This window comes from Rivibacter subsaxonicus, assembly GCF_004217215.1.
Taxonomy (GTDB): Bacteria; Pseudomonadota; Gammaproteobacteria; order Burkholderiales; family Burkholderiaceae_C; genus Rivibacter; species Rivibacter subsaxonicus.
This window is the reverse complement of sequence record NZ_SHKP01000004.1, coordinates 1222409-1247888: the sequence shown is the minus strand read 5'-3', so window position 1 is coordinate 1247888 and position 25480 is coordinate 1222409. Positions and strand designations below refer to the sequence as shown.

Here is a 25480-nt window from a genome sequence, read left to right as displayed (position 1 = left end):
GCGCATACGGAATGAGGTACTTGATGGCGCGCGTTGTAGAAGCGACCAAGCGACCCACCAATCTCAGCCTCAACGCCAAGGTGCTCGACATGGCGCGCGAGTTGGGCATGAATCTGTCACAGACCGTCGATGAGTTGCTCGCCGCCGAGGTGCAACGCCGCTACTGGGCACGCTGGAACGAGGACAACCGAGAGGCGATCGAGCACTACAACGCCCGTATCGAGCGCGAGGGCTTGCCGCTGGCCGCCTATCGCAGCTTCGCACGCGGCGGCGGCTGAAGCCTGCTCCGCGCCGTGGCTCGCTACGACGTCTATGCGAACCCGAGCGTTCGCGAACGGCCGCACACACCGTTCCTCCTCGATGTGCAGAACGATTTCATCGATGCGATCGGCTCACGCGTCGTGATCCCGTTGCGCAGCGCCGCCGACTTCGGCCCGCCCGCGCTGCGCCTCAATCCCGTCATCGAGGTTGATGGCCTGGAGTACGTGCTTGACACAGCCGCGCTCGGCGCCATCGTCCGTAGCGAGTTGCGTCAGCCGCTGGCCAACCTGCGGATCCACCAGCCACTCATTGCCGAGGCACTCGACGCGCTGTTCGGCGCTTACTGATCCCGACATCGAGATTGGCCACTCAGAACGTCACCATGACGCCAGACGCGCTCCGCCCTGCTCAAAGGTTCATGTATGAGTTCGGGACTTTCGTCGCCTTCTGGTCGAACTTCGAACTGATGGTCGAGGTTGGCATCTGGCTGCACTCGGGCACAACGGCAAAGGAGAACTGCAAAAGCATCAACGTACTGAAGGCGGGCCGTAAAAAGGAGCGCCTGAAGAAGCTTCTGGACGAGATCGGAAATGTCGATGCGGGCAATGCGCTGGTCGAAGTCTTCGACGTGGCGGACCGAAATGGCTGGATACACGGTCACATCCTCAACCCCAACGGAGACTTCTCGCGCCTCACCCGCCTGCGCGTCGAAGTGAAGGGACCATCCTTCTACGTAACCAACACGGTAGTTCGCACCGACAGCTTCGACCCCTTCTACGAGGCATACGCCAGCTTCGAGCAGAAGTCGGGCATCACGAAGGCGCAGTGCGATGAGTACATCCGACTCGTGCAAACGGCCTGACCCAAGAACAGCGCCAGAAGACGCCCGCGTCCGTCACCAACTTCACAATAGCTCCCATGCGCCCCGCCCGCTCCCAATACGAAGACTTCATGCGCCATGTGTTCACGCAGGGCGTGAACAAGGCCGACCGCACCGGAACCGGCACCCGCAGCGTCTTCGGCCACCAGATGCGCTTCGACCTGCGCGAGGGCTTTCCGCTGGTGACCACCAAGAAGGTGCACCTCAAGAGCATCGTCCTCGAGCTGCTGTGGTTCCTGCGCGGCGACGGCAACGCGAAGTGGCTGCAGGAACGCGGCGTGACGATCTGGAACGAGTGGGCCAGGCCCGACGGCGACCTCGGTCCGGTCTATGGCGTGCAGTGGCGCAGCTGGCCGACGCCCGAGGGCGGCCATATCGACCAGATCGCGCAGGTCGTCGAGCAGCTCAAGAGCAACCCGGACTCGCGCCGCATCATCGTCAGCGCCTGGAACGTGGCCGAGCTGTCGAAGATGGCGCTGATGCCCTGCCATGCCTTCTTCCAGTTCTACGTGGCGCCGCCGCAGGAGGGCGAGACGCGCGGACGGCTCTCGTGCCAGCTCTACCAGCGCAGCGCCGACATCTTTCTCGGCGTGCCCTTCAACATCGCCAGCTACGCGCTGCTGACCCACATGCTGGCGCAGCAATGCGACCTGGACGTCGGCGACTTCATCTGGACCGGCGGCGACTGCCACATCTACAGCAACCACCACGCGCAGGTGGAGTTGCAGCTTGCGCGCTCGCCCTACCCCTACCCGCTGTTGAGCATCCGCCGCAAGCCGGCGTCGATCTTCGACTACGAGTACGAGGACTTCGAGGTGCTCGAGTACCAGCACCACGCGGCGATCAAGGCGCCGGTGGCTGTTTGATGGAGCTTGCCGTCATCGCCGCCGTCGCCCGCGACGGCGCCATCGGCCGCGACGGCCAGATGCCCTGGCACCTGCCGGAAGACCTGGCGCACTTTCGCCGCGTCACGATGGGATGCCCGGTCATCATGGGTCGGCGCACCTGGGCCTCGCTGCCGCCGCGCTTTCGGCCACTGCCGGGGCGTCGTAACGTGGTACTCACGCGCGATCCGGCCTGGCATGCCGACGGTGCCGAGGCGGCCTCGTCACTGCAGGCAGCGCTCGCGCTGCTGCAAGACCATGGGCGAGTGTTCGTCATCGGCGGTGGCGAGCTCTATGCACAGGCGCTGCCATTGGCGCAGACGCTGGTGCTGACCGAGATCGACCTCCTCGTGCCCGACGCCGACACCCACTTCCCGGCCTGGGACCGCAACGCGTTTGCCGAGACCGCGCGCGAAACCGGCGTCAGCAAGAGCGACGCCGATCACGGCCTGCGTTACGCCTTCGTCACCTACGGTCGCCAAGGCACACGCAGCTGAGGCGGCCGCCGCCCGTACGGAGGGCCTACTGAGCGTCTCCGGCCCTGCCCATCGTCAAAGCGGCGCGTCAGTTCAACTCTTGCCGAACCTGGCCTTGGCGGCGGACACGCAGCTGGTCTTGGCATCGCCGGCCATCGCCTCGCACTTCTCGGCCGCGACCTTGTAGTCGGCCTCGCGGCTGTCCTGCGCCGCCTCTGTCTTGGCCTCGCCCACCTGCTTGTCCATCTTGGCGGCGGCCAGTGCCTTGGTCTCGGCGGCCTTGGCTTCGGCGACGCAGACGTCCTTGTCATTGCCGGCCTTGTCGTCGCACTTCTCCTTGGCGACCGCATAGGCCGACTCGGCCCTGGCCACCAGCCGCGCGTTCTGGTCGCTGGCCTTGCCGCTGTAGGCGAACTCCAGTTCGGCGCGGGCCACCTTGTCCGTGGCCTTGGCTTCCTCGATGCAGACATCCCGGGCGTTCGCAGCCAGCTTGCCGCAGGCTTCCTTGTCGATCTCGTGGTCGGCGCCGATGCGCGTCTTGGCCGAGTAGTAGTCGGCCAGGTTCATCGTTCCTGCCTGCGCCAGCGGCAATGCCAGGAGGATGGTCACGGCGAGCGCGGCCTTGAGCTTGGAGATGGAGTTCATGGGCGTTCCTTCTGCAGAGTCGTTTGCGAGGAAGCAAGTGTGAGAGGCGCCCGGCGGCGCCAACAGCGGACGACGCCGCCTGTGGTCGTAGTAGCTGTCCTACGCCGAGGCTCCTCGCCGGACGTGGCCCGTGCCCGCGGCATCACCAACCCTTCAGCCTTCGACATCCTGATCGAAGAATGCATAGCCGGTACGCGAGCGCTTTGCGCGGTACATCGCGGCGTCGGCGCTCTTGATCAACGCTTCGGCGCTGGTGCCATCGGCCGGACACAGTGCAATGCCGATGCTCGGGCGCACCGTAAGCCTGAGCTTGCCGATCCTGACCGGCGCCGATACCGAGTCCAGCAGCTTGCAGGCGAGTTGACTCAGATGCTCCCGATCCGGTATCCCCGCCATCAGACAGCCGAACTCGTCGCCGCCCAACCGGCCCACCATGTCTTCGCCGCGCAGGGCGCGGGTGAGCCTGACCGACACAATCTTCAGCAGTTCATCACCCGCGTCGTGTCCGTGGGCATCGTTGACGCGCTTGAAACCATCGAGATCGAGATACAGCACCGCCAGTGGCCGGTGCGCCGGACTCGCGTCGGCGACTTCGCGATCGAGCCGCTCACAGAAGCAGTCGCGATTCGGCAGCAGGGTCAGGCTATCGTGCTGGGCTAGGTGGCGCGCGCGCCTTTCGCCGGCCCGCGTGCCGACCAGTTCGGCCCGCACCCGGGCGAGCGCGGCATGAGCATCAAGGAGTTCCAGCTCGAGTCGACGGTGTCTCGCCAAATCGTCTAGCAGCATGCTGTGCAACTGGTCGAGCGCATCGGCGCACTCGAGCACGCTGATCTGGACCCGGCCAGCGCTGTGTGGAGCCTGCGGCTCGCCGGTACGCGTCAGCCACTCGCTCACGCTCATCCTGAGCTTTGTCCTGACCGCGCCCAACAGGTCGGCCCAATCGCCGATCGCCAGATCCAGGGCCGTAGCCGCAGACCCGCTCCGAACCGGTCCCGCGACGCCGGGAAGCAAGAGTCGCTCGTCGTGCGAAGCGCAGGCCAACTCGGTCGACGTCGCTGCAATGTCGATCATGGGAAGACCTCGGACAGATGCGACGCCGGAGGCTGCCTTGCCCGCAGGCAAGAAGCAGCGCCGACAACGTTGCCCCGGGTATTCGGGGCAAGGCTTGCTTGTAGCCGCGGCCGGGCGGAGCGTCTGTTCGAAATCGAACATAGCGCTGCTCGTCGAACGGAGCAGCGCAGCGTCGAGCGCGCTGCCGCGCTACAGGCCGCCGCGGCACCGAGTCCTCAGGAATAGGGCTTGCGGGGGGCCGGCCCCTTGCGAACCGGAAGCAGCGCGAGTGAGGCACGCGACATCACGCCGCGTCGACCGGGCTCGGCGGCCACGGGCTTCGCGGTCGCCACCTTCCCCGGCGGAGGTGAACCTTCCGCGGTGAAATCGGTCTTCTGCTGCGCCAGACCTTGCGCCGGACTCTTGAGCTTGGGCGTGCGAGTGCGAACGGGCTTCATCATTGGGGAACCTTCGATCGGTAAGTGTTGGCGGGGGCGCAGCGTGTGCCGCCGAGTGGCCCGATGCGACGATCGGAGCACTTGTTTTGCCCCCAACTCATTCGATCCGTTCCGCTGCCCCGCGTCTGTGCGCTGGCAGACAGAGGCCCGGAGCCGGGCGTCGAGCCATTACCGTGGCTGCGCGCGCGACTGCTCGAAGAAGAAGCGCAGCATCTCGGCCGTCGCATCGGGGCCGGTGCTGTCGGTATGAGAGCCCCTGGCATTGCCGCCCGCCCACGCATGGCCAGCCCCGTGCACCACCCAGTGCTCGGCCATCACCTTGCCATCGGCGCTGCGATGGGTCGAGCGCGTGTAGAGGCGGCCGCCAGCCGAGGCCCCCTGCTCCACGCGGTGCTGCGCCGCCGCGGATGCGTGAGCGTCGCCGCCCAGCGCCGCGGCGACCACCCTCTCGCCATTGCGCGGATGCACGGTCGGGTCCTGGTCGCCGTGGAAGACGATGGTGGGCACCGGCGTCGCGACCGCTGGCGTGCTGACAAAGGCGTGTTGTCTTGCATGCGACCGGCCACCGGCATGGCCGGTCTTCATCAGCGCAAGACCACCCGCCACGTCACTCGCACTGCCGGGTGGCAGCCCCGAATGCACGCCGACCGCCGCGAAGATCTCGGGATAGGCCGCGCCGACGATCGCCGCCATCGCGCCGCCCGCCGACAGGCCGGCGATGTAGACCCGACCGGGATCGATGCCGCGCTCCTGCATCACCGCCAGCGTCATGTTGGCAATCAGCGCCGGCTCGCCGCGCTCGCGCTGCTGGTGGCTGTGCTTGAACCAGTTCCAGCAGCGTTGCGGATTGGCGCGTTGCGACTGCGCCGGGTAGAGCAGGAAGAAGCCCTGCTCGCGCGCCTGCTCGTTCATGCCGGTGCCGATGGCGAAGTCGTCGGGGTCCTGGGTACAGCCATGCAGCATCACCACCAACGGCCGTCCGCGACCGCTCTCGCCGATGGCGCACGGCGGTACGTAGAGCTTGTAGTCGTGCGTCTGCGCGGCATCGGTGAAGGCGCCGTCGATGAACTCGCCGCGTGCCGCCGCAGCGGCATCTGCATCGGCTGGGCCGTGGTGAATGACTGGAGGGGCTGCCTGCGGCGATGGCTGCAGTTCGGCCGCGACGGTCGTCGCATCGCCAGGGATCAAAGAATCGGTGACGACATCGCGCTCATCGACCTCGAACACACAGCCGTCGAGCACCACCGCATCAGCCGCCTGGTCCTCAGCCGCCTGAGCGGCCGCCGGGCCTTTCAGCGCTTGCCGGATGGCCTGGGTGGCGTCCCGCAGGCGGCCGGCCAGGGTGAGGCGCAGCGCCTCCTGCATCCGTTCCTGCAGAGTGTCTTTCATGCGCGTGCTCCGGTCGGTTGCAATGGGGTTACCGGCAAGATTGCCGGCGGACGTTCAGCGTAACGCGGTCACGCGCCAGACCACGTTGCCCACATCATCGGCCACCAGCAAGGCGCCCTGCCGGTCGAGCGCGACGCCGACCGGGCGCCCGAAGGCCTCGCCGCCATCGCTGAGAAAGCCGGTGAGCACGTCGAGCGGCGCAGCGGCCGAGGGCTTGCCGCCCTCGAAGGGCACGAAGATCACCTTGTAGCCACTGTGCGGCCGACGATTCCACGAGCCGTGCTGGCCAACGAACATGCCGTTCGCAAAGGGCGCCGGCAGGCTGTTGCCGGCAGCCGATGCCAAGCCCAGCGAGGCAGTGTGCGGCCCAAGCGCGTAGTCGGGCTCGATCGCCCTGGCTACCAGGTCGGGCCGGGGCGGCTTGACGCGCGCGTCCACATGCTGGCCGAAGTAGCTGTAAGGCCAGCCGTAGAAGCCACCGTCGCGCACCGAGGTCATGTAGTCGGGAACGAGGTCACTGCCGATCTCGTCACGCTCGTTGACCACTGTCCACAGCGCGTGCGTGCCGGGCTCCCAGGCCATGCCGTTGGGGTTGCGCAGCCCGGAGGCAAAGATGCGATGGGCACCGGTGGCGGTCTCGATCTCCCAGATCGCGGCGCGCCCGGACTCGGCCTCGATGCCGCGTTCGGCGACGTTGCTGTTGGAGCCGACCGTCACGTAGAGCTTGCTACCGTCGGCGCTGGCGATGAGGTTCTTGGTCCAGTGGTGGTTGATCGAGCCAGCCGGTAGCGCCAGCACCGTCACGCCGCGCTCCTTGATGCGCGTGGCGCCGGGCGCGTAGGGAAAGCGCAGCAGCGCGTCGGAGTTGGCGACATAGAGGCTGTCGCCGACCAGCGCCATGCCGAACGGCGAATTCAGGCCGTCGATCAGCACAGAGCGCAGGTCGGCCTTGCCGTCGCCGTCGGTATCGCGCAGCAGCGTGATGCGGTTGGCGCTCGGCACGCCGGCACCGGCGCGCTTCATCATGTACTTCATGACCCGGCCCTTGATGCCCTTGCCATCTTCGGGCTTGGGCGGGGCATTGGTCTCGGCCACCAGCAGGTCGCCGTTGGGCAGCACCAGCAGCCAGCGCGGATGCTCGAGCCCGTCGGCAAAGGCAGCCACGCTCGTGCCGGGCGCCGCTTGCGGCGACACGCCCGCGGCCCAGCCCCTGGCGGGCGCGATGTTCACGGTGGGGACCAGCGACTGCTTCGGCGCCGGTAGTCTGGGTGCCGGCCCAGTACCTGCAGCAACCGGCAACTTGGCTGTGTCACCGCAGCCAGAGAGCAACAACACCATGACGCCGACGAGGGCGACGACCACGGCCGCCAGCATCAGCCTGAACGCCGCCTGCATGTGGCTCATCACAACCGTCCCGTCAGTAGCAGCACGAGCACGACGATCGCCACCAGACCGAGTTCGCCGCTCGGCCCGTAGCCCCATTTCCTGCTATGCGACCAGACCGGGATGGAACCGATCAGCGTCAGGATCAGGACGATCAGCAGGATGACTCCGATCGCCATGGTGTTTCCCTGCGCTCGGGTAGCCGTCCGCCTCAGTACTTCGGCGCCGACGCGGGCGGCGGCGTCACCGCGGGCGGTGCGGCCTCGACCTGCGGGCTCGAGGCGCCGGGAACGTTCATCGGCGCGCCCGGCACGTCAGCCTCTTTCGGCTTGCCACAGGCAGCCAGGCACAGCACGGCTAGCAGCGCCGGCAGCAGCATCAATTGACGATTCATGATGAGGACTCCTTCGAGAAGCAATCGGACGCGCCGATATCCGCGCCCCGGTTGAACGGTAGGTCGCGCGCATGCGGCCGTCTATCGGCGACGGCAGCGAGAAGGTGTCGGACAACGCCTACAGCAAGCAGATCCCGGCCGCCGCAGGCCGGTACTCGCTCAGCCCGCGGTCGAGGCCGGCGACAGTCCCGAGCGCCGGGTCAGGCTATCGCGTTCGACCAGCCCGATCGGCTTGCCCGCCAGCATCGACGAGGCCATCACGAACAAGCGCACCATCTTGCTGTCGGGTGCGTCCCAGTACTCGGCCGTGTCGGGCACGACCTTCAGCAGCACCAGGTCGGCGGATTCCGGCCCCTCTGGAAACCACGGCCGGGCAAAGGATGTCCACAGGCGTTCGATACGGGCGCGGTCACAGTACATCTCGCCGCTGCCGGACAGCGACACGTAGGTCGAGCGCGCCGAATCACTGAAGTTGAGGTTCACGACGCGCAGCAGTTCGACATCGGCCGAGCGGCGGTCGGCGAAGAACCACAGGGCGCCGCTGGCGTCCATCTCCAGTGGCGCAACCGGTCGGCTGACCAGCGCGCCATCGGCGTCGAGATGGGTCAGCATCGCCACGGCGATCGGCTCGATCAGAGCCCGGAGTTGGTCCAGTTCCGGGCTGCGTTGGGCTTCTGTCTTCATGTCGCGGACTCCTTGTGTGCAGATGACGTCGACGGACGCCGCGCTGATCGTTGTGGCCAGCGCGGCGCCACTGCGGCGATTCAGTTGGTCTTGGTCGTCCGCTCGATGCAGACCTCGCGTGCCTCTGCCACGAGGGTCTCGCACTGGGCCGATGCACGCGCCGCCATCGGACCTGCCATCGAGCCGCGCTGAGCGGCGTGCGGCTGGTCGCCTCGCTTCGCACCAACGGCCGGGTGGCTCGGCGCGCTGGCCGGCGTGGCGCTCTTCATGGCGGCGCCCTTGTCACCGGCGACCGCCGGGTGCGGCTGCTTCTGCATCGCAGACTGGCCGTGCTTGGTGGACTTGGCCGGCGCAACCGCGGTGGCGTTCGCGTCCGTCGCCGGCTGCGTCGTGGGCGTGGCCGGCATCGGCGCCGACGGCACGGCCTGGGCCAGTGCCGCGACACCGGCGCCCGACATCAGGGCCGCGGCAAAGCCGAGGCGAACGAGTTGCGCCAGCGTCGATCTGTGGTGGGTCGGGTGATTCATGGTCAATCCTTTCGGTCGGACCCGCGGGAGGTAGCGATGTCCTTGTGCAATTGACTCTAGGGAGCCCTCCGGTCGCCGGCTACCGGCCATCGGCCCGAGCCGCTGTAAGACGACGCCTCGCCGGCGGGCGGCCAAGCAGTTCGGCGTAGGCCTGCCGGTCGACGCCGTAGCAACTGCAGGCGGCGGCTTCAAGCCCGCTGCGGTCGCGCACCGTGAGCCAGCCGCGCCGGTACTCGATCAGCCCGGCGCGCTGCAAGGCAACGGCGGCCGTGGTGATGCCGACGCGGCGCACGCCGAGCATGTAGGCGAGGAACTCGTGGGTGACATGAAAGCTGTCGGCGCCGGCGCGGTCCTGGCTCATCAGCAGCCAGCGCGCCAGCCGCGGGCCGGTCAGGTGAAAGCGCAGGCAGGCGGCGGAAGTCGCGAGTTGCCGCATCAGCACGTACAGGTAGCGATCGAGGCCGCGCTGCAGCGCCGCGCTGCGCGCCAGTTCGGTGCGGAAGGCACTGCTGGCGATGCGCCACGCCGCGCCCGGGCCTTGTACCACCGCGTGCAGGGGCGCGCTGGCCACGCCCAGCACCAGTTGCACGCCGAGCATGCCCTCGCGCCCGACCATGCCGACTTCCAGCGCCGGCTGACCGTTCATCAGGCTCAGCAGCGAGATGAAGCCGGAGGTGGGGAAGTAGACATGGCGGGTCGGCCGGTCGGGCTCGCAAAGCACTTCGGACAGCGCGAGTTGCACCGGCTCGCAGATGGCCAGCAGTTGCAGGCGATCCTTTCGCGGCAGCAACTCGATCAGCTTGTTCTCGACATCGGGCAATGGATGGCTCCGGCGGGCGGCGGCCGCGGCCCGGCCAAGGACTCTGCTCCCTGCCGCGCGGCGCGACTGTCTGCCAGCGCACACAGGGCCGCGAGCAATCCGCCAAGCCGGCCGCGACCTCGGACCGATGACAGGGCGGTCTGTACGACGACGTACAGACAGACCCGGTCGACCCGGCGTCAACTCGCCGCAGATCGAGAGCACAAGCGCACGACCTTGCGAGGCGCCGGTATCGACACAAGCGGTTTCACGCTAAGGAGCACTCCATGAATACACGTCTGTTGGTCTCGCTCGGAACGGCCACGTTGGCCCTGTTGATGTCCGCAACGACGGCCTGCAGCGGCATGTCAACGCGCGACAAGAACACCGCGGGTGGTGCCGCCATCGGCGGCGTGGCGGGTGCGGTGCTGACCGGCGGCAGCACCGCTGGCACCGTGGGCGGCGCGGTGGTCGGCGGCGTGATCGGCAACCAGGTCGACCCGAAGAAGAACTAGTCGAACCTCAGCGCCGGGCCTTGCTTCAGGTCGCGAGCCTGGCCGGTAGCAGCCGGTCGTACTCCTTCTTCACCACGCCATAACACTCGCAGCTGCGGGCCTCGAGGCCTTGGCGGTCGAGCACCGAGATGTGGCCGCGGGCGTAGCGGATGAGCCCGGCCTTCTGCAATTTGAGGGCGCTCTCGGTCACGCCTTCGCGGCGCACGCCGAGCATGTTGGCGATCAGTTCCTGGGTCATCAGGAGTTCCAGGCCCTGCAGCCGGTCGAGGCTCAGCAGCAGCCAGCGGCAGAGTTGCTGGTCGAGTGAATGGTGGCGGTTGCAGACGGCGGTTTGCGCCATCTGGGTGATCAGCGCCTGGGTGTAGCGCAACAGCAGATGCAGCACCGGGCCGGCGCGGTCGAACTCTTCCTTCATCGCCAGTGCGTTCAAGCGGAAGCCATGGCCGGCGCTTTGCACCACCGCCCGGCTCGGCGTGGACCCGCCACCCATGAACAGCGAGACGCCGACGACGCCCTCGTTGCCCACGACCGCGATCTCGGCCGAGGCACCGTTCTCCATGACGTACAGCAAGGACACGATCGCCGTGGTCGGAAAGTACACATGCTTCAGGGTCACTCCCGACTCGTACAGCACCGTGCCGAGCGGCATCTCGACGACCTCGAGTTGCGGCAGCCAGCGCTGCCATTCGGCGGCCGGCAGCGCGGCCAGCAGCTGGTTCTGGCGTGTATCGGGAGCAACACCCATCGAGGATCTCTCTGTGCGGAGGCAGCGGTTTCCGGAACGGCGCGCGACCGAAGTCGCATCGCCACCGCCAGCGATCGCGATCAGATTGCTCAAGACTACTCCAACTGTTCTCAAGCGAACACAGGCAAATCGCGGTGCGCCCGATGCAGCGGGCGGCAATCGGCTCAAGGCACCGCTTCCCGGCGGCGCGGCAAGAGAGAGCCCCGCGCCGCATCACGCGGCGAGGGGCTGCTTGCGTGACCTTCAGCGCGGTGCGATCGTGCCGCTGTCGTCGGAGAGGACGATCTCGACCCGGCGGTTCAACTGGCGGCCGCCGGCGCTGTCGTTGCTCGCCACCGGATGGGACTCGCCGTAGCCATGGGAGGTCACGCGGTCGCCGCCGACGCCCAGATCGAGCAGCGCCGTGCGCACCGCGTTGGCACGACGCCCAGAGAGCTCCTGGTTGTGGCTGTCGCTGCCGGTACTGTCGGTGAAGCCCTCGACCATGGCCCTGCGCTGCGGGTTGTTCTTGAAGAACACCACCAGCTTCTGCATGCTGCGCATGCCTCCTGCCTTGAGCTGCGCCTGGTCGGTGTCGAACAGCACGTCGCCGATCGTGATCACCATGCCGCGTTCGGTTTTCCTGGCGTCCAGTTCCTTGAGCTGGGCTTCGAGTACCGCATTGCGCGTTTGCGATTCACTGGCCTGTTGCTGTGAGGTTGCGGCCTGGCGTTGCGCCAACTCGGCGCTGCGCTGTGCGCTGTCGACCTCGATCGTGCGGGCGGCGAGACGGAGCTTGTCGCGGCTGGCGTTGGCTTCGGAGATCGCCTGCTCGGACGACTTCTGCTTGGCGGTTTCATGCGCGATCGCCACCCGTTGCTTGGCCATGTAGGCCAGGCTGTTGACTTCGGCCGCCTTGTCGCCGCGTGCCGCGGCCTGGTCGGCCTTGGCCAGCGCATCGCCGGCCTGCTTCAACTCGCCGCCGGCAAGCTCGCGCGTCTGCGGGTTGGCCTGGGCAACGCCGTAGTCATTGCGCGCCTCGTCCAGCAACGCCTGGTTGACGGGCGCAGTGTTGCAACCGGCGAGAACCGCCGCTGCGACGAGCGTCAGCGCGAAGATTCGATGCATGTTCATGTGTGTTCCTTGTCTCGGATGACTGGGTGATCGGTTCGGCCGATCACTGCTTCTTGCGGTCGATCTCTTCGCTCAAGGCCCGACTCGCCTGCCGCACCTCGTCGGCCGCCTTGCTCGCCTTGCTCGACGTGGCCTTGGCCTCGGCCAGCCGGGCATCGACCTGAGCCTCTTGTGCCAGCACACGCGCCTGGTCGTATTCCTTGGCGGCCATCGCGAGCTTGGCGCGGTCAAGCTTGTCGCGCGCCGTGCGCATCTCGGCCGGTGCCGCCTCGTTGCCGCCGGCGCTGACCGCGCGTGAGACGGCTGAGCTGGCTACAGCGACGTGCTCGGTGGGGGCCGGCGTGCTGGCACAAGCGATTGCAAGGATCGAAACGCCGGAGACGAGGACGGGCATGCCAATCCTGCGCAAGCCTCGATACGAGCCGTGATGGGCAGTGTTCATCGTAGGTTCCATTTCTGATGGGAGAGCGCACGGGATCGTCGAATGAAGTTCTCGCGCCGCGTCGCTGCTCGGTGATCAAGACTGGGCCTGCACACCGACGTGGTCCGTGCGCTGACGTACGGATAGACGGCCTTGACGAGCACTCGCGGCGCTGTCCTACATGCGCACGCGCCACGCGCCGACGGGCGCGGCGGGGTGCCGCTTCTACATTGGTTGTACGGGCCCGCCACTTCGCTGCAGCGAGCCTTCTCTACCCTCTCTCAAGGAGACTCAGCATGAACATCAAGACCCTGCTTGCCGCCAGCATGACCGCCGTAGCACTGATCACCATGTCGGGCTGCGCCGTCACGCGCGGCCAGGAATCCGTCGGCGCCTATGTCGACGACACGGCGATCACCAGCTCGGTCAAGGCCCGCTTCGTCGATGACAAGTCGGTCGACGCCTCGGCGATCAGCGTGGAAACGCTCAACGGCACCGTGATGCTGTCCGGCTTCGCCAAGAACGCGAACGAGAGGGCCATGGCCGAGAGCATCGCCACGAAGGTCAAGGGCGTGAAGGCCGTCAAGAACGAGATCGCCGTCCGGCCCGCCGCTTGAGCGAGTAGCTCGCGCGACTGTTTCAACCACCACTGAAGGACACCGACATGAACTGGGACCGCATCGAAGGCAACTGGAAGCAAGTCACCGGCAAGGCCAAGGAGCAATGGGGCAAGCTGACCGATGACGACTTCGACGTCGTCGCCGGCCGCCGCGACCAACTCGCCGGCAAGATCCAGGAACGCTATGGCATTGCCAAGGACGAGGCCGAGAAGCAAGTCGCCGAGTGGGAGCGCAAGGCAACCGACTCGTGGTTCGTCAAGGACCAGAAGAAGGCTTGATTCCAGGCCCATTCCCTCTGCGCCGGTCGGCTGCCGCTTCACGCGGGTGCCGACCGGCGCTTTGCTTCCGGTTCGGGCCCGGCATCGGCGATGATTCAGCCGCGGGTAGCAGGCAACGCGGGAACGGCATTCCAGCGCCAGCAGGCTGTGCTCCGCATCCGAAAACGACCCGGAATCTCCATGCGCCTTGCCACCTGGAACGTCAACTCGCTCACCGTGCGCCTGGCGCAGCTCACCGACTGGCTGGCCGTCAACCGGCCCGACATCGTGGTGCTGCAGGAAACCAAGCTCACCGACGACAAGTTCCCGGCCGAGGCACTCGCGGCCGCCGGCTACCTGGCCCAGTGGTACGGGCAGCGCACCTACAACGGCGTGGCGCTGCTGTCCAAGGCCAGCGCGCAGGACGTGGTGCGCAACATCCCGGGCCTGGCCGACGAGCAGGCCCGCGTGATCGCCGGCACCGTCGAAGGCGTGCGCGTCATCGGCGCCTACTTCCCCAACGGCCAGGCGCCCGACAGCGACAAGTTCCAGTACAAGATGCAGTGGCTAGCCGCACTGCGCGAGTGGGTGCGCGGCGAGCTGGCGCGCCATCCGAAGCTGGTGCTGATGGGCGACTACAACATCGCCCCGGAGGACCGCGACGTCTACGACCCGGTCGCCTGGGCCGGCCAGATCCACTGCACGCCCGAGGAGCGCGCCCATTTTCAGGGCCTGTGCGGGCTCGGTCTGGTCGACGCCTTCCGCCTGTTCGAGCAGCCGCCCAAGAGCTGGAGCTGGTGGGACTACCGCAACCTCGCGTTCCGCAAGAACCAGGGCCTGCGCATCGACCACATCCTGGTCAGCGAGGCGCTGCGCAGCCGGGTCAGCGCCTGCGTCATCGACAAGGCACCGCGCAAGAACGAGCGTCCGAGCGACCACGCGCCGGTGATGGTCACGCTCGACTGAGCCCCGCCCGGCCGCGCGCCGCAGACCGGGCAGCGACCTTCAGTCGTCCAGCCCCAGCTCCTGGATCTTGCGCGTGATGGTGTTGCGCCCGATGCCGAGCTTCTGCGCCGCCTCGATGCGGCGGCCGCGCGTGATGTCGAGCGCGGCGTGGATCAGCCGCGCCTCGAACTCCCGCGTCAGCCGGTCCCAGACGTCGGGCACGCCGGCGTCGAGCAGCGCCCTCGCCTCGCGCTCCAGTTCCGGCAGCCAGCCGGCCGACGCAGGTGTCGTCGTTGCGACGCCTGTCCCGCTTGGCGCGGGCGCCGTCGGCGCTTGGTCAATGCTCGCCGACACGCTGGCGACGGGCGCGGCCGCCACTGGCGCAGACGGCATCGGTGCCGCCGCGGCGGCCAGCAACTCGGGCGGCAGGTCGTCGACCTCGATCACCTGCGCCGGCGCCATCACCGTCAGCCAATGGCAGACGTTCTCGAGCTGGCGCACGTTGCCGGGGAACTCGAAGGCGGTCAGCCGCGCCAGCGCGGCCTCGGAGATGCGCTTGGCCTCGACCCCGAGTTCCTTTCCGCTCTTCTGCAGGAAGAAGCGCGCCAGCGGCGGAATGTCCTCGCGCCGCTCGCGCAGCGCCGGCAGCCGCAGCCGGATCACGTTGAGACGGTGAAACAGGTCCTCGCGGAATGCCCCCTCGCGCACCCGCTGCTCGAGGTTCTGGTGGGTCGCCGCGATCACCCGCACGTTGCTCTTGAGCGGGTTGTGGCCGCCGACGCGGTAGAACTGGCCGTCGCTCAGCACCCGCAGCAGCCGGGTCTGCAGGTCGAAGGGCATGTCGCCGATCTCGTCGAGGAACAGCGTGCCGCCGTCGGCCTGCTCGAAGCGGCCGCGGCGCGTGGTCTGGGCGCCGGTGAAGGCACCGCGCTCGTGGCCGAAGAGCTCGCTCTCGAGCAGGTCCTTGGGGATCGCCGCGGTGTTGATCGCGACGAATGGCCCCTGCCCGCGCGGGCTGTGCTTGTGCAGCGCACGCGCGACCAGTTCCTTGCCGGAGCCGCTCTCGCCGGTGATCAGCACCGTGACGTTGCTCTGCGAGAGGCGGCCGATGGCGCGGAACACGTCCTGCATCGCCGGCGCCTGGCCGAGGATCTCGGGGGTCTGCGCGATGCGCTCGTCGCCGACGTCCTCGCGCAGGCTTTCCTCGAGCGCGCGCCGGATCAACTCGACCGCCTTCGGCACGTCGAAGGGCTTGGGCAGGTACTCGAAGGCGCCGCCCTGGAAGGCGCTGACCGCGCTGTCGAGGTCGGAGTAGGCGGTCATGATGATGACCGGCAGCCCCGGATGGCGCTCCTTGACCTTGGCCAGCAGCTCGATGCCGGAGCCACCCGGCATGCGGATGTCGCTGACCAGCACCTGCGGCGCCTCGTCGGCGTCGAGCGCAGCGAGCACGTCGCGGCCGTTGGAGAAGCTGCGCACCGGCAGTTCCTCTCGGGCCAGCGCCTTCTCGAGCACGAAGCGGATGGATTGGTCGTCGTCGACGACCCAGATGGGTTTCATGCGCGCGGGTGGCTCGGATTGGGGCTGCCTCGATCGGCAAGCGTCGTCGCGATAGACACTCGTTTCAAGGCAGCGGGATCGTGATGGAGAACAACGTCCGCCCGGGTTCGCTTTCGCAGTCGATCGTGCCCTGATGCTGGGTCACGAAGGTCTGCGCGAGCGTCAGCCCCAATCCCGATCCGCCGTCGCGCCCCGATACCAGCGGGTAGAAGATGCGATCGCGAATCGACTCCGGAACGCCCGGGCCGTTGTCCTCGATATGCAATTCCAGTGCCAGTCGATGCCGATGCTTGCCGATCGTCGCCTGGCGTGCCACTCGCGTGCGCAGCGTGATGCGCGCATCGCCGGCGGCGATGCGCTCGACCAGGGACTGCGCCGCGTTGCGCACGATGTTGAGCACGGTCTGGATCAGTTGCTCGCGGTCGCCGAGGAAGTCGGGGATCGAGGTGTCGTAGTCGCGCTCGATGCGCAGGCCCTTCGGGAACTCGGCCAGCACCAGCGAGCGGACCCGCTCGCAGACCTCGTGGATGTTCATCTCCGCCACCTGCTGCGGGCGCCGGTGCGGCGCCAGCAGTCGGTCGACCAGCGCCTGCAGGCGGTCGGCCTCGTGGATGATGACCTGGGTGTACTCGGTCAGCGCGCGCGAGTCGATCTCCATCTCGAGCAATTGCGCGGCGCCGCGGATGCCGCCGAGCGGGTTCTTGATCTCGTGCGCCAGGTTGCGGATCAGCTCCTTGTTGGCCTGCACCTGGTCGAGCGCACGCTCCTCGCGGTCCTGCCGGGTCTGCTGCTCGATCTCGATCAGTTCCACCAGCACCGGCTCCGCGCCGGGCTCGTGAGGCCCCTCGACCTGGTTGACGATCACGTGCACCAGCAGCGGCTCGGCATGGCCACCGAGCGGGCGCCGCAACTGCGCATCGAGGCGGCTGGTGGCGAACTCGTTGCGCGCGATCGCGGCCACGGTGTCGCGCAGCAGGTCGGCCTCGACGAACCATTCGAACCAGTCGCGCTTGAGCACGTTGCGCCGGCTCAGGCCGAGCACGTTCTCGAAGGCGGTGTTGGCGTACAGGCAGTGGCCGTCGGGCCGGACCACGGCGATCATCGTCGCCAGCAGGTCGAAGGCCTCGGCCCAGCGCGTGTTCCAGAGCGGCTCGCCGCCCGGACCCGCGGCAGCGGACTCGCCGGGGTTCATCTGGAGTTCAGTTCGCCGGCGGCAGCTTGGCGAGTTCGCGCTTGAGCGCCGCCACGTCGGACTGCGAGCGCTCGACCTGCGCCTTGAGCTCGGCCGTGCGGTCCAGGTACTTCTGGAAGTTGGCCTCGCCGCCGAGCCGCTCCGGCTGGCCGTTGTTGTATTCCTTCTGCAGCGCCGCCAGCCGGTCTTCCTCGCGCTTGAGTTCGCTCTCGAGGATGCGCCGGCGGTCGCTGTCGCGCTGCCGCTGCTGCTCGGCCTCGACCTTGGCCTCCTGCGCCGCTGCGGCGGGGCCGGTCGGCGCGGCCTTGCGGATCGGTTGCACCACCGTCACCGGCGCGCCTTCGATGGTCCGGCAGCCGCGCGCGGCGGCTTCCTTGCTGGTGATCTGGTCGGTGTAGAGGTTGCCGGGACAGCGGTAGACCGTGCCCTTGTCCTGGGCCGCCGCCGCGAGCATGGCGCCGCCCAGCAGCAGGCCGATGACGACCCGCGCCGCTCCGCGTTTGAACTCTTTGTCAGCTTGCCCGTATCCGTTCATCCAGCGCTCCCTTGGCATCAGTGAGCATAACGCCCGTGCACTCGCGCCCGCCGACGCCCGACCCGCGCTGCGGCGGTCGCCCAACAAAAAAGGGGACGGCCGAAGCCGTCCCCTTGCGGAGGTACGTGATGGAGTGCCGGATTACAGGCTGTAGTACATGTCGAACTCGACAGGGTGGGTCGCCATGCGGAAGCGCGTGACCTCCTGCATCTTGAGCTCGATGTAGGCGTCGATGTAGGCATCGGTGAACACGCCGCCCTTGGTCAGGAAGGCGCGATCCTTGTCGAGGTACTCGAGCGCCTGGTCCAGGCTGTGGCAGACGGTCGGGATCTTCGCGTCCTCTTCCGGCGGCAGGTGGTAGAGGTCCTTGGTGGCGGCCTCGCCCGGGTGGATCTTGTTCTCGACGCCGTCCAGGCCGGCCATCAGCAGCGCCGCAAAGCCCAGGTAGGGGTTCATCAGCGGATCCGGGAAGCGCGCCTCGACGCGACGGCCCTTCGGGTTGGCGACGTGCGGGATGCGGATCGAGGCCGAGCGATTCTTCGACGAGTAGGCCAGCTTGACCGGCGCTTCGAAGCCCGGCACCAGCCGCTTGTAGGAGTTGGTGCCCGGGTTGGTGATCGCGTTCAGCGCACGCGCGTGCTTGATGACGCCGCCGATGTAGAACAGCGCAAATTCGCTCAGTCCGGCATAGCCGTCGCCGGCAAACAGGTTCTTGCCGTCCTTCCAGACGCTCTGGTGCACGTGCATGCCCGAGCCGTTGTCGCCGACGATCGGCTTGGGCATGAAGGTCGCGGTCTTGCCGTAGGCATGGGCGACGTTCTGGATCACGTACTTCTGCAGTTGCACCCAGTCGGCGCGCTGCAGCAGCGTGCTGAACTTGGTGCCGATCTCCATCTGCCCGGCGTTGGCCACCTCGTGGTGATGGACCTCGCACGGAATGCCCACCGATTCGAGGATCAGGCACATCTCGGAGCGCATGTCCTGGAACGAGTCGACCGGCGGGGTCGGGAAGTAGCCGCCCTTCACCGAGGGGCGGTAGCCGGAGTTGCCGTGTTCGTACTCCTTGCCCGTGTTCCACGCCGCCTCTTCCGACTCGATCTTCGAGAAGCAGCCCGACATGTCGTTGCTCCAGCGCACGCTGTCGAACACGAAGAACTCGGGCTCGGGTCCGAAGTACGCGGTATCGCCCAGGCCCGAAGCCTTCATGTAGGCCTCGGCGCGCTTGGCCAGCGAGCGCGGATCGCGCTCGTAGGGCTTGCCGTCGGTGGGCTCCACCACGTCGCAGGTCAGGATCAGCGTCGGCTCTTCGAAGAAGGGATCGATGTTGGCCGTGTTCGGGTCCGGCATCAGCAGCATGTCGGAGGCTTCGATGCCCTTCCAGCCGGCGATCGACGAGCCGTCGAAGGCATGGCCCGAGCTGAACTTGTCTTCATCGAAATGCGAGACGGGCACGCTGACGTGCTGTTCCTTGCCGCGGGTGTCGGTGAAACGGAAGTCGACGAACTTGACTTCGTTCTCCTTCACCAGCTTCATCACGTCGGCGACGGTCTTGTTGGACATCGGGTTCTCCTGGCGGGGCGCTTGATCGGGAATGATGGGGAGGTGGGCGGTGACGGCCTGTTGGCGCACCCACCCCGTCGAGGCCTTGAGGCTCGGCCGAGATTATGCAGAAACCATGCCCACTTCCGGGGCGCCGGAGCCGCGCGCAAGACAGCAGCAACGGCCACGCATCAGAGCCGTCAGGGATGAGCCGCACCAGATCGGCGCCACCAAGGCACCGCAATGAGGCGTCCGCAGACTCAACGCACCAGCTCGGGGCCGAGCCTTGCGCCATGGGCCTCGAGACCGGCGCGCAGCGCAGCGAAGGCCGCAGCCGCGCCGGCGATCGGCGCCTTGACGCCCAGTTCGATGTGGCGGCCATGGACCGGGTGGTCGACGCTCGGCAGGCTGAAGACCTTGACGCCTTCGAACTGCGCTTCGATCGCCTCCATCAGCGGCGTCAGCGTGGCCTCCATCGCGCCGTAGACGATGACCGAGCGCTCCTCGCGCCGGCCGCTGCCGTGCAGCGACGCGTAGGGACCGTCGAGCAGCGTGGCGATCATCGGCCACGCCATCACCGGGAAGCCGGGCACGAAGTGCACCGTGCCGCCGCCGCTGCCACGGCAGCTGAAGCCGGGGATCTTGTTGAATGGGTTGGCGATCAGCTCGGCACCGGCCGGGAACACGCCCATGTTGAGCCGGTGCACGTTGTCGGGCCGATCCGGCTCGAAGCTCGTGCCCTGCTCGGCTGCCACGTCGCGCATGCGCTCGAGGATCAGCTCGCGCGCCCGGGGATGCAGCGCCAGTTCGACGCCGAGCGCGGCGGCCGCGCATTGCCGCGTGTGGTCATCGGGCGTGGCGCCAATGCCGCCGCAGGAAAACACCGCGTCGCCGCCGGCGAAGGCCTCGCGCAGGACAGCGGTGATCGCACCGCGATCGTCACCGACGTAGCGCGCCCATGACAGTGCGAGCCCGCGCTCGCCGAGCAGTTCGATGACCTTGGGCAGGTGCTTGTCCTCGCGCTTGCCGGAGAGGATCTCGTCGCCAATGATGATCAGGCCGAAGTTCATGCAGCGTCTCGTCAGCAGATGGCCAGGCCGAATCTTGAATCGGCGCCGGCAGCGACCGGCGCGGCGGCGAGCACGGCCATCAGATAGTGGGCGAACCACAGGCACGCGAAACCGAAGACCACCGTGTACCAGCCCATCACCAGCACCACCAGCCACGGCGCGTAGATCAGCGCTGCCGCGCTCAGCAGCCAGAGAGTCGACGCGGCGCCGGCAAGCAGCCCGCACAGCAGGCCGATCGCCAGCAGCGGCCAGCGGTGCACACGCAGCAGGCGCCGCCGCTGCACGGGCGAGGCATGCTCCGCGAGCGCCTCGAAGCCGATCACGCGCCAGGCCAGCCAGCCCCAGACCAGCGGCGGAACCAGCAAGGCCAGCGGCGGAATCAGCCACAGCGGCAGGCTCGCGAGCAGCACGGTCAGCGCCAGCAGGGTCGACAGCAGCACCCGCGTGATCGAGGGCCACGGCGCCGGCGGCTCGCAGCGCGCCAGCGCCGGGAAGCGGCGTTGCGCCACCAGTCGCGTCACGCGGCGTGTCATGAACAGCGCGACCGCCAGCAACGAGGCGATCGCCAGCAGCGGCACCGTCAGCGCGACCACCACCAGCGGCGCGATCACCGAGCGCAGCGCACCGGCGCCGACCGCGTCGAGCCAGTCCAGCACGCCGGCGCCCAGTGCCCAGCGCTCGAGCGCGCCCTGCACCGCATCGAGCGCGGGCTCCCAGAACCACCAGCCGAGCAGCAAGGCCAGCAGGCTGGTCAGCAGCATCGGTACCAGCGACCAGAGAAAGACGCGCGGCAACAGGCAGTAGCCGCAGGCACGGCGCAGCGAGTCGAGCCAGAGGCGCGCGGCGGTGCCCGTCACGTCAGATCCATGAAGGGGTTGTGCGCGACTTCCCAAAGCGCGCCGTCGGGGTCGGCGAAGTAGCCGCTGTAGCCGCCCCAGTGTGTCGCCGCCGCCGGCTTGACCAGGCGCGCGCCGGCCGCGACCGCCTGCGCGATCACCGCATCGACCGCTGCCGGCGACGCCTCGTTGTGGGCCAGCGTGAAGCCGGCAAACGCAGCGGCCGCGCCATCGTCGGCCAGGCCGGCATCGGCCGCGAGCGCCGCGCGGCCGAACAGCGCCAGCATGCAGCGCTCGCCGACCTCGAAGAAGGCGATGGCCCCGGCCACGCTGCCGGCCGCCAGCGGCCAGCCGAGGCCGTCGCGATAGAAGCGGATCGAACGATCGAGATCGCGTACGCCGAGCGTGACGAGACTGAGCTTGGGTTTCATGGCCGGAAGAACAGGTGGGGGCGCCGAGCGCCGACGAGTGTAGCCAGCCCTGCCCGCCGATCCGGTGCGCCGCGCCCGATCGGCAGCAGCGGCGTTTCACGACGCGCAGCCGGCAGTTCGTCGCAAGCGGCTGTAGCTTCGCCGTCCTGCTGCCTAGAGTCTCGTCATCGATCGCTGGCCGATCACCGCCTCTAGAAACAGGAGCACGTCATGTCACCGTCACGCACTTCGATCGCTGCCACCTTCTTCGGCGTGGTGGTCGCCACCCTCGGCGCCGCCGCGATCCAGGCCCATGAAGTCCGTCAGGCCGCCGAGCCGGTGGTGGTGCAACTCGAGCGGGTCGAGATCGTCGGCCACCGCGAGGCACAGGTCGCACTGGCGCCGGCCGAGCGCCAGCACTGAACCACTACATCTGCCGGAACAGGTGCAGGTAGCTGCGGCTGACCGGCAACAACTCGCTGCGGTCCTTCAGCTGCACCTCGGCGGTGTCGTTCGGGCCGCGCAGCACCTGCACCACGCGGTGCAGGTTGACGATCACCGAGCGATGGACCTGCACGAAGCGTTGCGGGTCGAGCTCCTCGGCCAGCTCGCGGATCGTGCGCCGGATCAGCGCCTCGCCGCCGTCCCAGACGACCAGCGTGTACTTCTCGTCCGAGCGCAGGTAGCTGACCTGCTCGACCGGGATCAGCTTCACCGCCGGCCCGACCGAGGCCCGGATCCATTGCAGCCATGGCCCGCCCGGCCCCGCCGTTACGCCGCTGGCGCGCAGCCGGGCGGCGAGTTGGTCAAGCAGGCCGTCGAAGGGCTGCTCGCCGCCCGGCTCGGACGCCGAGGCCAGCCGGGCACCGGCGCTGCGCTCGTGCAGGCGCTGCTGCAGGCGCCTGACGGTCTCGGCCAGCCTCGGCTCGTCGAAGGGCTTGACGAGGTAGTCCGCCGCGCCCTGTTCGAAGGCCTGCACCGCATGCTCGTCGTAGGCGGTGATGAAGACGATCAGCGCATCGCTTCCGATCGCGCGCGCCGCCTCGATGCCGCTCAGGCCCGGCATGCGGATGTCGAGGAAGGCGATCTCGGGCCGCTCGGCCTCGAACAGCGCCACCGCTTCGCGGCCGTTGCGGGCCACGCCCACGACTTGCAGTTCCGGCCACAGCTCGGCCAGCAGGCGCTCGAGGCGCTCGCGCAGCAGCGGCTCGTCGTCGGCGATCAGCGCGCGCGGCGCGGCAAGGCTCTGGTTCATGGCGCAGTGGCCGACTGCACGAGTGCCGCCGGCAGGTGGATCTCGGCACGCAGGCCATGGCCGTCGGCGCCGGTTCCGAGTTCGAGTCGCGCGCTCGGGCCGTAGAAGGCGGCCAGGCGCTCGCGCAGGTTGGTCAGGCCGAAGCCGGCCGGCGCGGTCTCGTCGAGGCCGACGCCGCTGTCCTCGACCCAGATGCAGACGCCGCCATCGTCTTTTGCACTCGCACCGACCTCGATGCGGCCCCCGCTCTCGCTCGGATCGATGCCGTGGCGCACCGCGTTCTCGACCAGCGTCAACAGCGCCATCGGCGGGAAGTGCAGCGCGGCGAGCGACGCCGGCAACCGGATCGCACTGCCCAGCCGATCGGGCATGCGCAGCTCCATCAACTGCAGGTAGGCCCGCACCAGCGCCATCTCGGCTTCGAGCGTGCCGCGCGACTCGCGCAGGCGCGGCACCGCGGCGCGCAGGTAGTCGATCAGGCTCTGGAGCACCGGCGCCGCACGCGGCGAGCCGGTCTCCACCAGCGCCTGCACGTTGGCCAGCGTGTTGAAGAGGAAATGCGGTTCGATCTGCGCATGCATCAGGCGCAACTGGGTATCGAGGGCCTGCCGCTCCAGCGTCTCGCGCTCGAGTTGGAAGCGCAGCGCCTGCGTGCGCGCCTGCGCCTCGCGCTCGCGCACCAGCGCGCCGAGCGTCAGCACCAGGCCGAGGAACAGCCCGGACCCGGCGACCAGCACGAAGCCGGTGAGCCGCGCCTCGTTGCGCACCACCTCGGCCGGATTCCAGCCGGCGGCCACGGTGGCGACGAAGAAGGCGCCCAGTGGCGCCAGCAGCGCTACCGCCAGCGTCTGTGCCAGCCAGCGCGGCACCATGTTCTGCTGCCAGTTGCCGGCCAGCGTGAAGCCCAGCATCAGCACCAGCGCGACCGCGGCCACGCGCAGCCACAGGTTGAGGAACGAGGACACGAAGATCGGGTTCAGCGCCGCCGCGACCAGCGTGGCCAGCAGCAGCACCGTGCCGACCCGGCGCCAGCCGAGGCCGGCCCACCAGCGGCCGTCGGCCTGAGGATTGTTCGGATCGGTGGCGGTCATCGAGCTCATGCGGCGGACGATAGCCGCAGCCGCCATGCCACCACAAGCGCGGTGCCGATCCGCGGTGACGAACTGCGGTAAAGCGGGTACTGGTGGCGGCCGGCGGCGCCGATCAGCGCGCCAGCGACTGCACCAGCAGGCCCAGCAGCGCCGAGCCGGCCAGCACCGGGATCACGCCGAGCCGCCAGCGCAGCAGCGCCAGCGCCGCGCCGGTGCCGATCAGCAGCGCCGGCCATTCGAGTCCGGCCAGCCGGCCGCGCAAGCCGGCGTCCGGCCACAGGACATGCAGCGCCAGCACCAGGCCGAGTTGCACGATCACGCCGACCACCGCCGCGCTGATCGCCCGCAGCGGCGCCGCCAGCCGCGGCAGCCCGCGCGTGGCCTCGACCCACGGCGCGCCGGCCAGGATGAAGACGAAGCTGGGCAGGAAGGTGAAGAAGCTCGCCACCAGCGCCGCCGCCACGCCCGAAGCCAGCGGCGTGCCGAGCATCGGCTGCTGCCAGCCACCCAGGAAGCCGACGAAGCTGACGATCATGATCAGCGGCCCGGGCGTCGATTCGCCGAGGGCGAGCGCCGTGATCATCTGCGGCGTCGTAACCCAGCCATGCACCTCGACCGCCGCCTGCATCACGTAGGGCAGCACCGCGTAGGCGCCGCCGAAGGTCAGCAGCGCCGCCTTGGTGAAGAACCAGGCCATCGAGCTCAGCAGCACGTGGTCGCTCGCGAGCAGCAAGGCATACGCCACCACGCCGAGCACGAGCCCGCCCCCGCCGAATACCCACAACGCGCGCAAGCGATGTGCGGCCTGCGCCGGCGGCGGCGTGTCGTCGTCGATCCAGGCGCGTGGATGAAGGGCTGCCGGTGCGACGCTGGCATGTGTCTCGGTCGTCGGCGCGCGATCGAGTCCGATGCCGAGCACCGCCGCCGCCAGCAGCACTAGGGGAAACGGGGTCTCCAGTGCCACCGCCAGCAGCGAGCCGAGTGCAATCGCGCGGTGCAAGCGAGTCTTGAGCGTGCGGCTCCCAAGCCGCCAGCCGGCTTGCGCGACCAGCGCCACCACCGCCGGCTGCACGCCGTACAGCAGGTCCCGCGCCAGCGGGTGGCCGCCGAACACCATGTAGGCCCAACCGAGGCCGATCATCAGCAGCAAGGCGGGCAGGATGAACAGCAGCCCGGCCGCGATGCCGCCGCGCGTGCCGTGCATCAGCCAGCCGGTGTAGGTGGCGAGCTGCTGCGCCTCCGGTCCCGGCAGCAGCATGCAGTAGTTCAACGCATGCAGGAAGCGGCCTTCGGAGAGCCAGCGCCGGCGCTCCACCAGTTCGGCATGCATCAGCGCGATCTGGCCGGCCGGGCCGCCGAAGCTGATGAAGCCCAGCTTCCCCCAGAAGCCCAGCGCCTCGCGCAGCGTGGGCGCCACGGGTGGCGTGGCGGTCGGGGCTACAGGGTCGATGGGCATGCGGGCGGCATCATGCCAGCGCCGCCGGGCGATGCGGCAGCACGGCTGGATGTGCTTCCACGCGCCCATGAAAAGGGCCGCCCGCAGGCG

33 protein-coding genes are annotated in these 25480 nt (G+C 68.4%); 10 read left to right on the top strand and 23 right to left on the bottom strand.

Features of this window, described 5'->3' with window-relative positions:
- Positions 1 to 23 precede the first annotated feature (23 nt).
- Genes EV670_RS05910 through EV670_RS05890 form a run of 5 tightly spaced genes read left to right on the top strand, consistent with a single transcriptional unit; the run spans position 24 to position 2522 of the window.
- Positions 24 to 278, top strand: a complete 255-nt coding sequence (locus EV670_RS05910) for a type II toxin-antitoxin system CcdA family antitoxin (protein ID WP_130430843.1) — start codon at positions 24 to 26, stop codon at positions 276 to 278.
- A gap of 15 nt (positions 279 to 293) precedes the next feature.
- Entirely contained in the window at positions 294 to 608 is a 315-nt protein-coding gene (locus EV670_RS05905) for a CcdB family protein (RefSeq protein ID WP_130430842.1), read from the top strand.
- A 35-nt stretch (positions 609 to 643) separates the two neighbouring features.
- Positions 644 to 1123 carry a hypothetical protein gene (locus EV670_RS05900; protein ID WP_130430841.1) on the top strand — a complete coding sequence of 160 codons (480 nt, stop codon included), beginning with the start codon at positions 644 to 646 and terminating at the stop codon, positions 1121 to 1123.
- A gap of 56 nt (positions 1124 to 1179) precedes the next feature.
- Positions 1180 to 2007, top strand: coding sequence for a thymidylate synthase (locus EV670_RS05895; RefSeq protein ID WP_130430840.1), 828 nt, complete (start codon positions 1180 to 1182; stop codon positions 2005 to 2007).
- Positions 2007 to 2522 (top strand): dihydrofolate reductase, encoded by a 516-nt coding sequence (locus EV670_RS05890; RefSeq protein ID WP_130430839.1) that lies wholly within the window; start codon positions 2007 to 2009, stop codon positions 2520 to 2522. Before EV670_RS05895 ends, EV670_RS05890 begins: the two co-directional genes overlap by 1 nt.
- A 72-nt stretch (positions 2523 to 2594) precedes the next feature.
- Here EV670_RS05890 and EV670_RS05885 read toward each other — a convergent pair whose 3' ends face one another.
- The 10 genes from EV670_RS05885 to EV670_RS05835 form a co-directional block, all read right to left on the bottom strand.
- Positions 2595 to 3146 carry a hypothetical protein gene (locus EV670_RS05885; RefSeq protein WP_130430838.1) on the bottom strand — a complete coding sequence of 184 codons (552 nt, stop codon included), beginning with the start codon at positions 3144 to 3146 and terminating at the stop codon, positions 2595 to 2597.
- A 153-nt stretch (positions 3147 to 3299) separates the two neighbouring features.
- Complete coding sequence (locus tag EV670_RS05880; protein ID WP_165393251.1) at positions 3300 to 4217, bottom strand: GGDEF domain-containing protein; 918 nt, start codon at positions 4215 to 4217, stop codon at positions 3300 to 3302.
- A gap of 215 nt (positions 4218 to 4432) precedes the next feature.
- A complete protein-coding gene (locus EV670_RS05875) occupies positions 4433 to 4657 on the bottom strand; it encodes a hypothetical protein (RefSeq protein ID WP_130430836.1) in 225 nt (74 codons plus the stop codon).
- Positions 4658 to 4822: 165 nt separating this feature from the next.
- Positions 4823 to 6043, bottom strand: coding sequence for an extracellular catalytic domain type 1 short-chain-length polyhydroxyalkanoate depolymerase (locus tag EV670_RS05870; RefSeq protein ID WP_130430835.1), 1221 nt, complete (start codon positions 6041 to 6043; stop codon positions 4823 to 4825).
- Between the two features lie 54 nt (positions 6044 to 6097).
- Entirely contained in the window at positions 6098 to 7417 is a 1320-nt protein-coding gene (locus EV670_RS05865; RefSeq protein WP_130430951.1) for a PQQ-dependent sugar dehydrogenase, read from the bottom strand.
- A 29-nt stretch (positions 7418 to 7446) separates the two neighbouring features.
- Entirely contained in the window at positions 7447 to 7605 is a 159-nt protein-coding gene (locus tag EV670_RS05860; protein ID WP_130430834.1) for a DUF3309 family protein, read from the bottom strand.
- Positions 7606 to 7637: 32 nt separating this feature from the next.
- The gene (locus EV670_RS05855; RefSeq protein WP_130430833.1) at positions 7638 to 7820 is read right to left on the bottom strand and encodes a hypothetical protein; all 183 of its coding nucleotides are present in this window, start codon (positions 7818 to 7820) and stop codon (positions 7638 to 7640) included.
- A 159-nt stretch (positions 7821 to 7979) separates the two neighbouring features.
- Positions 7980 to 8504: a pyridoxamine 5'-phosphate oxidase family protein gene (locus EV670_RS05850; RefSeq protein ID WP_130430832.1), complete on the bottom strand. Its 525-nt coding sequence runs from the start codon at positions 8502 to 8504 to the stop codon at positions 7980 to 7982.
- An 80-nt stretch (positions 8505 to 8584) separates the two neighbouring features.
- A complete protein-coding gene (locus EV670_RS18645; protein ID WP_165393250.1) occupies positions 8585 to 9031 on the bottom strand; it encodes a hypothetical protein in 447 nt (148 codons plus the stop codon).
- Between the two features lie 79 nt (positions 9032 to 9110).
- Entirely contained in the window at positions 9111 to 9851 is a 741-nt protein-coding gene (locus EV670_RS05835; protein ID WP_130430829.1) for a Crp/Fnr family transcriptional regulator, read from the bottom strand.
- Between the two features lie 266 nt (positions 9852 to 10117).
- Here EV670_RS05835 and EV670_RS05830 point away from each other — a divergent pair, with 266 nt between their 5' ends.
- Entirely contained in the window at positions 10118 to 10345 is a 228-nt protein-coding gene (locus tag EV670_RS05830; RefSeq protein ID WP_130430828.1) for a glycine zipper 2TM domain-containing protein, read from the top strand.
- Positions 10346 to 10370: 25 nt separating this feature from the next.
- On the opposite strand, the gene EV670_RS05825 is transcribed toward EV670_RS05830, so the two are convergent.
- The 3 genes from EV670_RS05825 to EV670_RS05815 all read right to left on the bottom strand — a co-directional run bounded on the left by EV670_RS05825 (position 10371) and on the right by EV670_RS05815 (position 12645).
- Positions 10371 to 11090 (bottom strand): Crp/Fnr family transcriptional regulator, encoded by a 720-nt coding sequence (locus EV670_RS05825; RefSeq protein ID WP_130430827.1) that lies wholly within the window; start codon positions 11088 to 11090, stop codon positions 10371 to 10373.
- 243 nt (positions 11091 to 11333) lie between these two features.
- Positions 11334 to 12203: an OmpA family protein gene (locus EV670_RS05820; RefSeq protein ID WP_130430826.1), complete on the bottom strand. Its 870-nt coding sequence runs from the start codon at positions 12201 to 12203 to the stop codon at positions 11334 to 11336.
- A 43-nt stretch (positions 12204 to 12246) separates the two neighbouring features.
- Positions 12247 to 12645: a DUF4398 domain-containing protein gene (locus EV670_RS05815; protein WP_423213562.1), complete on the bottom strand. Its 399-nt coding sequence runs from the start codon at positions 12643 to 12645 to the stop codon at positions 12247 to 12249.
- A gap of 275 nt (positions 12646 to 12920) precedes the next feature.
- On the opposite strand from EV670_RS05815, the gene EV670_RS05810 reads away from it, so the two are divergent.
- From EV670_RS05810 to EV670_RS05800, 3 genes are all read left to right on the top strand, one after another.
- Positions 12921 to 13241, top strand: coding sequence for a BON domain-containing protein (locus EV670_RS05810; protein ID WP_130430824.1), 321 nt, complete (start codon positions 12921 to 12923; stop codon positions 13239 to 13241).
- A gap of 47 nt (positions 13242 to 13288) precedes the next feature.
- Positions 13289 to 13522 (top strand): CsbD family protein, encoded by a 234-nt coding sequence (locus tag EV670_RS05805; RefSeq protein ID WP_130430823.1) that lies wholly within the window; start codon positions 13289 to 13291, stop codon positions 13520 to 13522.
- A 180-nt stretch (positions 13523 to 13702) separates the two neighbouring features.
- Positions 13703 to 14467, top strand: coding sequence for an exodeoxyribonuclease III (locus EV670_RS05800; protein WP_130430822.1), 765 nt, complete (start codon positions 13703 to 13705; stop codon positions 14465 to 14467).
- A gap of 39 nt (positions 14468 to 14506) precedes the next feature.
- Here the strand turns inward: EV670_RS05800 and ntrC are convergent, their stop codons facing one another.
- The 7 genes from ntrC to EV670_RS05765 form a co-directional block, all read right to left on the bottom strand.
- Entirely contained in the window at positions 14507 to 16006 is a 1500-nt protein-coding gene (gene ntrC / locus EV670_RS05795) for a nitrogen regulation protein NR(I) (RefSeq protein ID WP_130430821.1), read from the bottom strand.
- Between the two features lie 64 nt (positions 16007 to 16070).
- Positions 16071 to 17108 carry a nitrogen regulation protein NR(II) gene (glnL, locus tag EV670_RS05790; RefSeq protein WP_242616861.1) on the bottom strand — a complete coding sequence of 346 codons (1038 nt, stop codon included), beginning with the start codon at positions 17106 to 17108 and terminating at the stop codon, positions 16071 to 16073.
- A gap of 97 nt (positions 17109 to 17205) precedes the next feature.
- Complete coding sequence (locus EV670_RS05785) at positions 17206 to 17733, bottom strand: hypothetical protein (protein ID WP_242616847.1); 528 nt, start codon at positions 17731 to 17733, stop codon at positions 17206 to 17208.
- Between the two features lie 141 nt (positions 17734 to 17874).
- Complete coding sequence (gene glnA / locus EV670_RS05780) at positions 17875 to 19293, bottom strand: type I glutamate--ammonia ligase (protein WP_130430819.1); 1419 nt, start codon at positions 19291 to 19293, stop codon at positions 17875 to 17877.
- Positions 19294 to 19532: 239 nt separating this feature from the next.
- Entirely contained in the window at positions 19533 to 20342 is an 810-nt protein-coding gene (locus EV670_RS05775; RefSeq protein ID WP_130430818.1) for a competence/damage-inducible protein A, read from the bottom strand.
- Between the two features lie 11 nt (positions 20343 to 20353).
- Positions 20354 to 21199 carry an EI24 domain-containing protein gene (locus EV670_RS05770; protein WP_242616846.1) on the bottom strand — a complete coding sequence of 282 codons (846 nt, stop codon included), beginning with the start codon at positions 21197 to 21199 and terminating at the stop codon, positions 20354 to 20356.
- Positions 21196 to 21609: a VOC family protein gene (locus EV670_RS05765; protein WP_130430817.1), complete on the bottom strand. Its 414-nt coding sequence runs from the start codon at positions 21607 to 21609 to the stop codon at positions 21196 to 21198. Before EV670_RS05765 ends, EV670_RS05770 begins: the two co-directional genes overlap by 4 nt.
- 210 nt (positions 21610 to 21819) lie before the next feature.
- On the opposite strand from EV670_RS05765, the gene EV670_RS05760 reads away from it, so the two are divergent.
- Positions 21820 to 22011, top strand: coding sequence for a hypothetical protein (locus EV670_RS05760; RefSeq protein ID WP_130430816.1), 192 nt, complete (start codon positions 21820 to 21822; stop codon positions 22009 to 22011).
- A gap of 4 nt (positions 22012 to 22015) precedes the next feature.
- Here EV670_RS05760 and EV670_RS05755 read toward each other — a convergent pair whose 3' ends face one another.
- The 3 genes from EV670_RS05755 to chrA form a co-directional block, all read right to left on the bottom strand.
- A complete protein-coding gene (locus EV670_RS05755; RefSeq protein WP_130430815.1) occupies positions 22016 to 22843 on the bottom strand; it encodes a LytR/AlgR family response regulator transcription factor in 828 nt (275 codons plus the stop codon).
- Entirely contained in the window at positions 22840 to 23943 is a 1104-nt protein-coding gene (locus EV670_RS05750; protein WP_165393249.1) for a sensor histidine kinase, read from the bottom strand. The genes EV670_RS05755 and EV670_RS05750 overlap by 4 nt, the downstream gene beginning before the upstream one ends.
- Positions 23944 to 24046: 103 nt before the next feature.
- Positions 24047 to 25390, bottom strand: coding sequence for a chromate efflux transporter (chrA, locus tag EV670_RS05745; RefSeq protein ID WP_130430813.1), 1344 nt, complete (start codon positions 25388 to 25390; stop codon positions 24047 to 24049).
- Positions 25391 to 25480: the final 90 nt, after the last annotated feature.

Excerpts from the sequence above, each read along its gene's own strand:
- EV670_RS05880 (WP_165393251.1), bottom strand. The coding sequence starts at position 4,217 with ATGATCGACATTGCAGCGACGTCGACCGAGTTGGCCTGCGCTTCGCAC.
- EV670_RS05755 (WP_130430815.1), bottom strand. The coding sequence starts at position 22,843 with ATGAACCAGAGCCTTGCCGCGCCGCGCGCGCTGATCGCCGACGACGAG.
- EV670_RS18645 (WP_165393250.1), bottom strand. The coding sequence starts at position 9,031 with ATGAATCACCCGACCCACCACAGATCGACGCTGGCGCAACTCGTTCGC.
- EV670_RS05800 (WP_130430822.1), top strand. The coding sequence starts at position 13,703 with ATGCGCCTTGCCACCTGGAACGTCAACTCGCTCACCGTGCGCCTGGCG.
- EV670_RS05825 (WP_130430827.1), bottom strand. The coding sequence starts at position 11,090 with ATGGGTGTTGCTCCCGATACACGCCAGAACCAGCTGCTGGCCGCGCTG.
- EV670_RS05820 (WP_130430826.1), bottom strand. The coding sequence starts at position 12,203 with ATGAACATGCATCGAATCTTCGCGCTGACGCTCGTCGCAGCGGCGGTT.
- EV670_RS05885 (WP_130430838.1), bottom strand. The coding sequence starts at position 3,146 with ATGAACTCCATCTCCAAGCTCAAGGCCGCGCTCGCCGTGACCATCCTC.
- EV670_RS05810 (WP_130430824.1), top strand. The coding sequence starts at position 12,921 with ATGAACATCAAGACCCTGCTTGCCGCCAGCATGACCGCCGTAGCACTG.
- EV670_RS05900 (WP_130430841.1), top strand. The coding sequence starts at position 644 with ATGACGCCAGACGCGCTCCGCCCTGCTCAAAGGTTCATGTATGAGTTC.
- EV670_RS05765 (WP_130430817.1), bottom strand. The coding sequence starts at position 21,609 with ATGAAACCCAAGCTCAGTCTCGTCACGCTCGGCGTACGCGATCTCGAT.
- EV670_RS05775 (WP_130430818.1), bottom strand. The coding sequence starts at position 20,342 with ATGAACTTCGGCCTGATCATCATTGGCGACGAGATCCTCTCCGGCAAG.
- EV670_RS05865 (WP_130430951.1), bottom strand. The coding sequence starts at position 7,417 with ATGCTGGCGGCCGTGGTCGTCGCCCTCGTCGGCGTCATGGTGTTGTTG.
- EV670_RS05815 (WP_423213562.1), bottom strand. The coding sequence starts at position 12,645 with ATGAACACTGCCCATCACGGCTCGTATCGAGGCTTGCGCAGGATTGGC.
- EV670_RS05785 (WP_242616847.1), bottom strand. The coding sequence starts at position 17,733 with ATGAACGGATACGGGCAAGCTGACAAAGAGTTCAAACGCGGAGCGGCG.
- glnL (WP_242616861.1), bottom strand. The coding sequence starts at position 17,108 with ATGATCGCCGTGGTCCGGCCCGACGGCCACTGCCTGTACGCCAACACC.
- EV670_RS05830 (WP_130430828.1), top strand. The coding sequence starts at position 10,118 with ATGAATACACGTCTGTTGGTCTCGCTCGGAACGGCCACGTTGGCCCTG.
- EV670_RS05760 (WP_130430816.1), top strand. The coding sequence starts at position 21,820 with ATGTCACCGTCACGCACTTCGATCGCTGCCACCTTCTTCGGCGTGGTG.
- EV670_RS05805 (WP_130430823.1), top strand. The coding sequence starts at position 13,289 with ATGAACTGGGACCGCATCGAAGGCAACTGGAAGCAAGTCACCGGCAAG.
- glnA (WP_130430819.1), bottom strand. The coding sequence starts at position 19,293 with ATGTCCAACAAGACCGTCGCCGACGTGATGAAGCTGGTGAAGGAGAAC.
- EV670_RS05910 (WP_130430843.1), top strand. The coding sequence starts at position 24 with ATGGCGCGCGTTGTAGAAGCGACCAAGCGACCCACCAATCTCAGCCTC.
- EV670_RS05855 (WP_130430833.1), bottom strand. The coding sequence starts at position 7,820 with ATGAATCGTCAATTGATGCTGCTGCCGGCGCTGCTAGCCGTGCTGTGC.
- EV670_RS05875 (WP_130430836.1), bottom strand. The coding sequence starts at position 4,657 with ATGATGAAGCCCGTTCGCACTCGCACGCCCAAGCTCAAGAGTCCGGCG.
- EV670_RS05895 (WP_130430840.1), top strand. The coding sequence starts at position 1,180 with ATGCGCCCCGCCCGCTCCCAATACGAAGACTTCATGCGCCATGTGTTC.
- EV670_RS05890 (WP_130430839.1), top strand. The coding sequence starts at position 2,007 with ATGGAGCTTGCCGTCATCGCCGCCGTCGCCCGCGACGGCGCCATCGGC.
- EV670_RS05870 (WP_130430835.1), bottom strand. The coding sequence starts at position 6,043 with ATGAAAGACACTCTGCAGGAACGGATGCAGGAGGCGCTGCGCCTCACC.
- ntrC (WP_130430821.1), bottom strand. The coding sequence starts at position 16,006 with ATGAAACCCATCTGGGTCGTCGACGACGACCAATCCATCCGCTTCGTG.
- EV670_RS05850 (WP_130430832.1), bottom strand. The coding sequence starts at position 8,504 with ATGAAGACAGAAGCCCAACGCAGCCCGGAACTGGACCAACTCCGGGCT.
- EV670_RS05860 (WP_130430834.1), bottom strand. The coding sequence starts at position 7,605 with ATGGCGATCGGAGTCATCCTGCTGATCGTCCTGATCCTGACGCTGATC.
- chrA (WP_130430813.1), bottom strand. The coding sequence starts at position 25,390 with ATGCCCATCGACCCTGTAGCCCCGACCGCCACGCCACCCGTGGCGCCC.
- EV670_RS05750 (WP_165393249.1), bottom strand. The coding sequence starts at position 23,943 with ATGAGCTCGATGACCGCCACCGATCCGAACAATCCTCAGGCCGACGGC.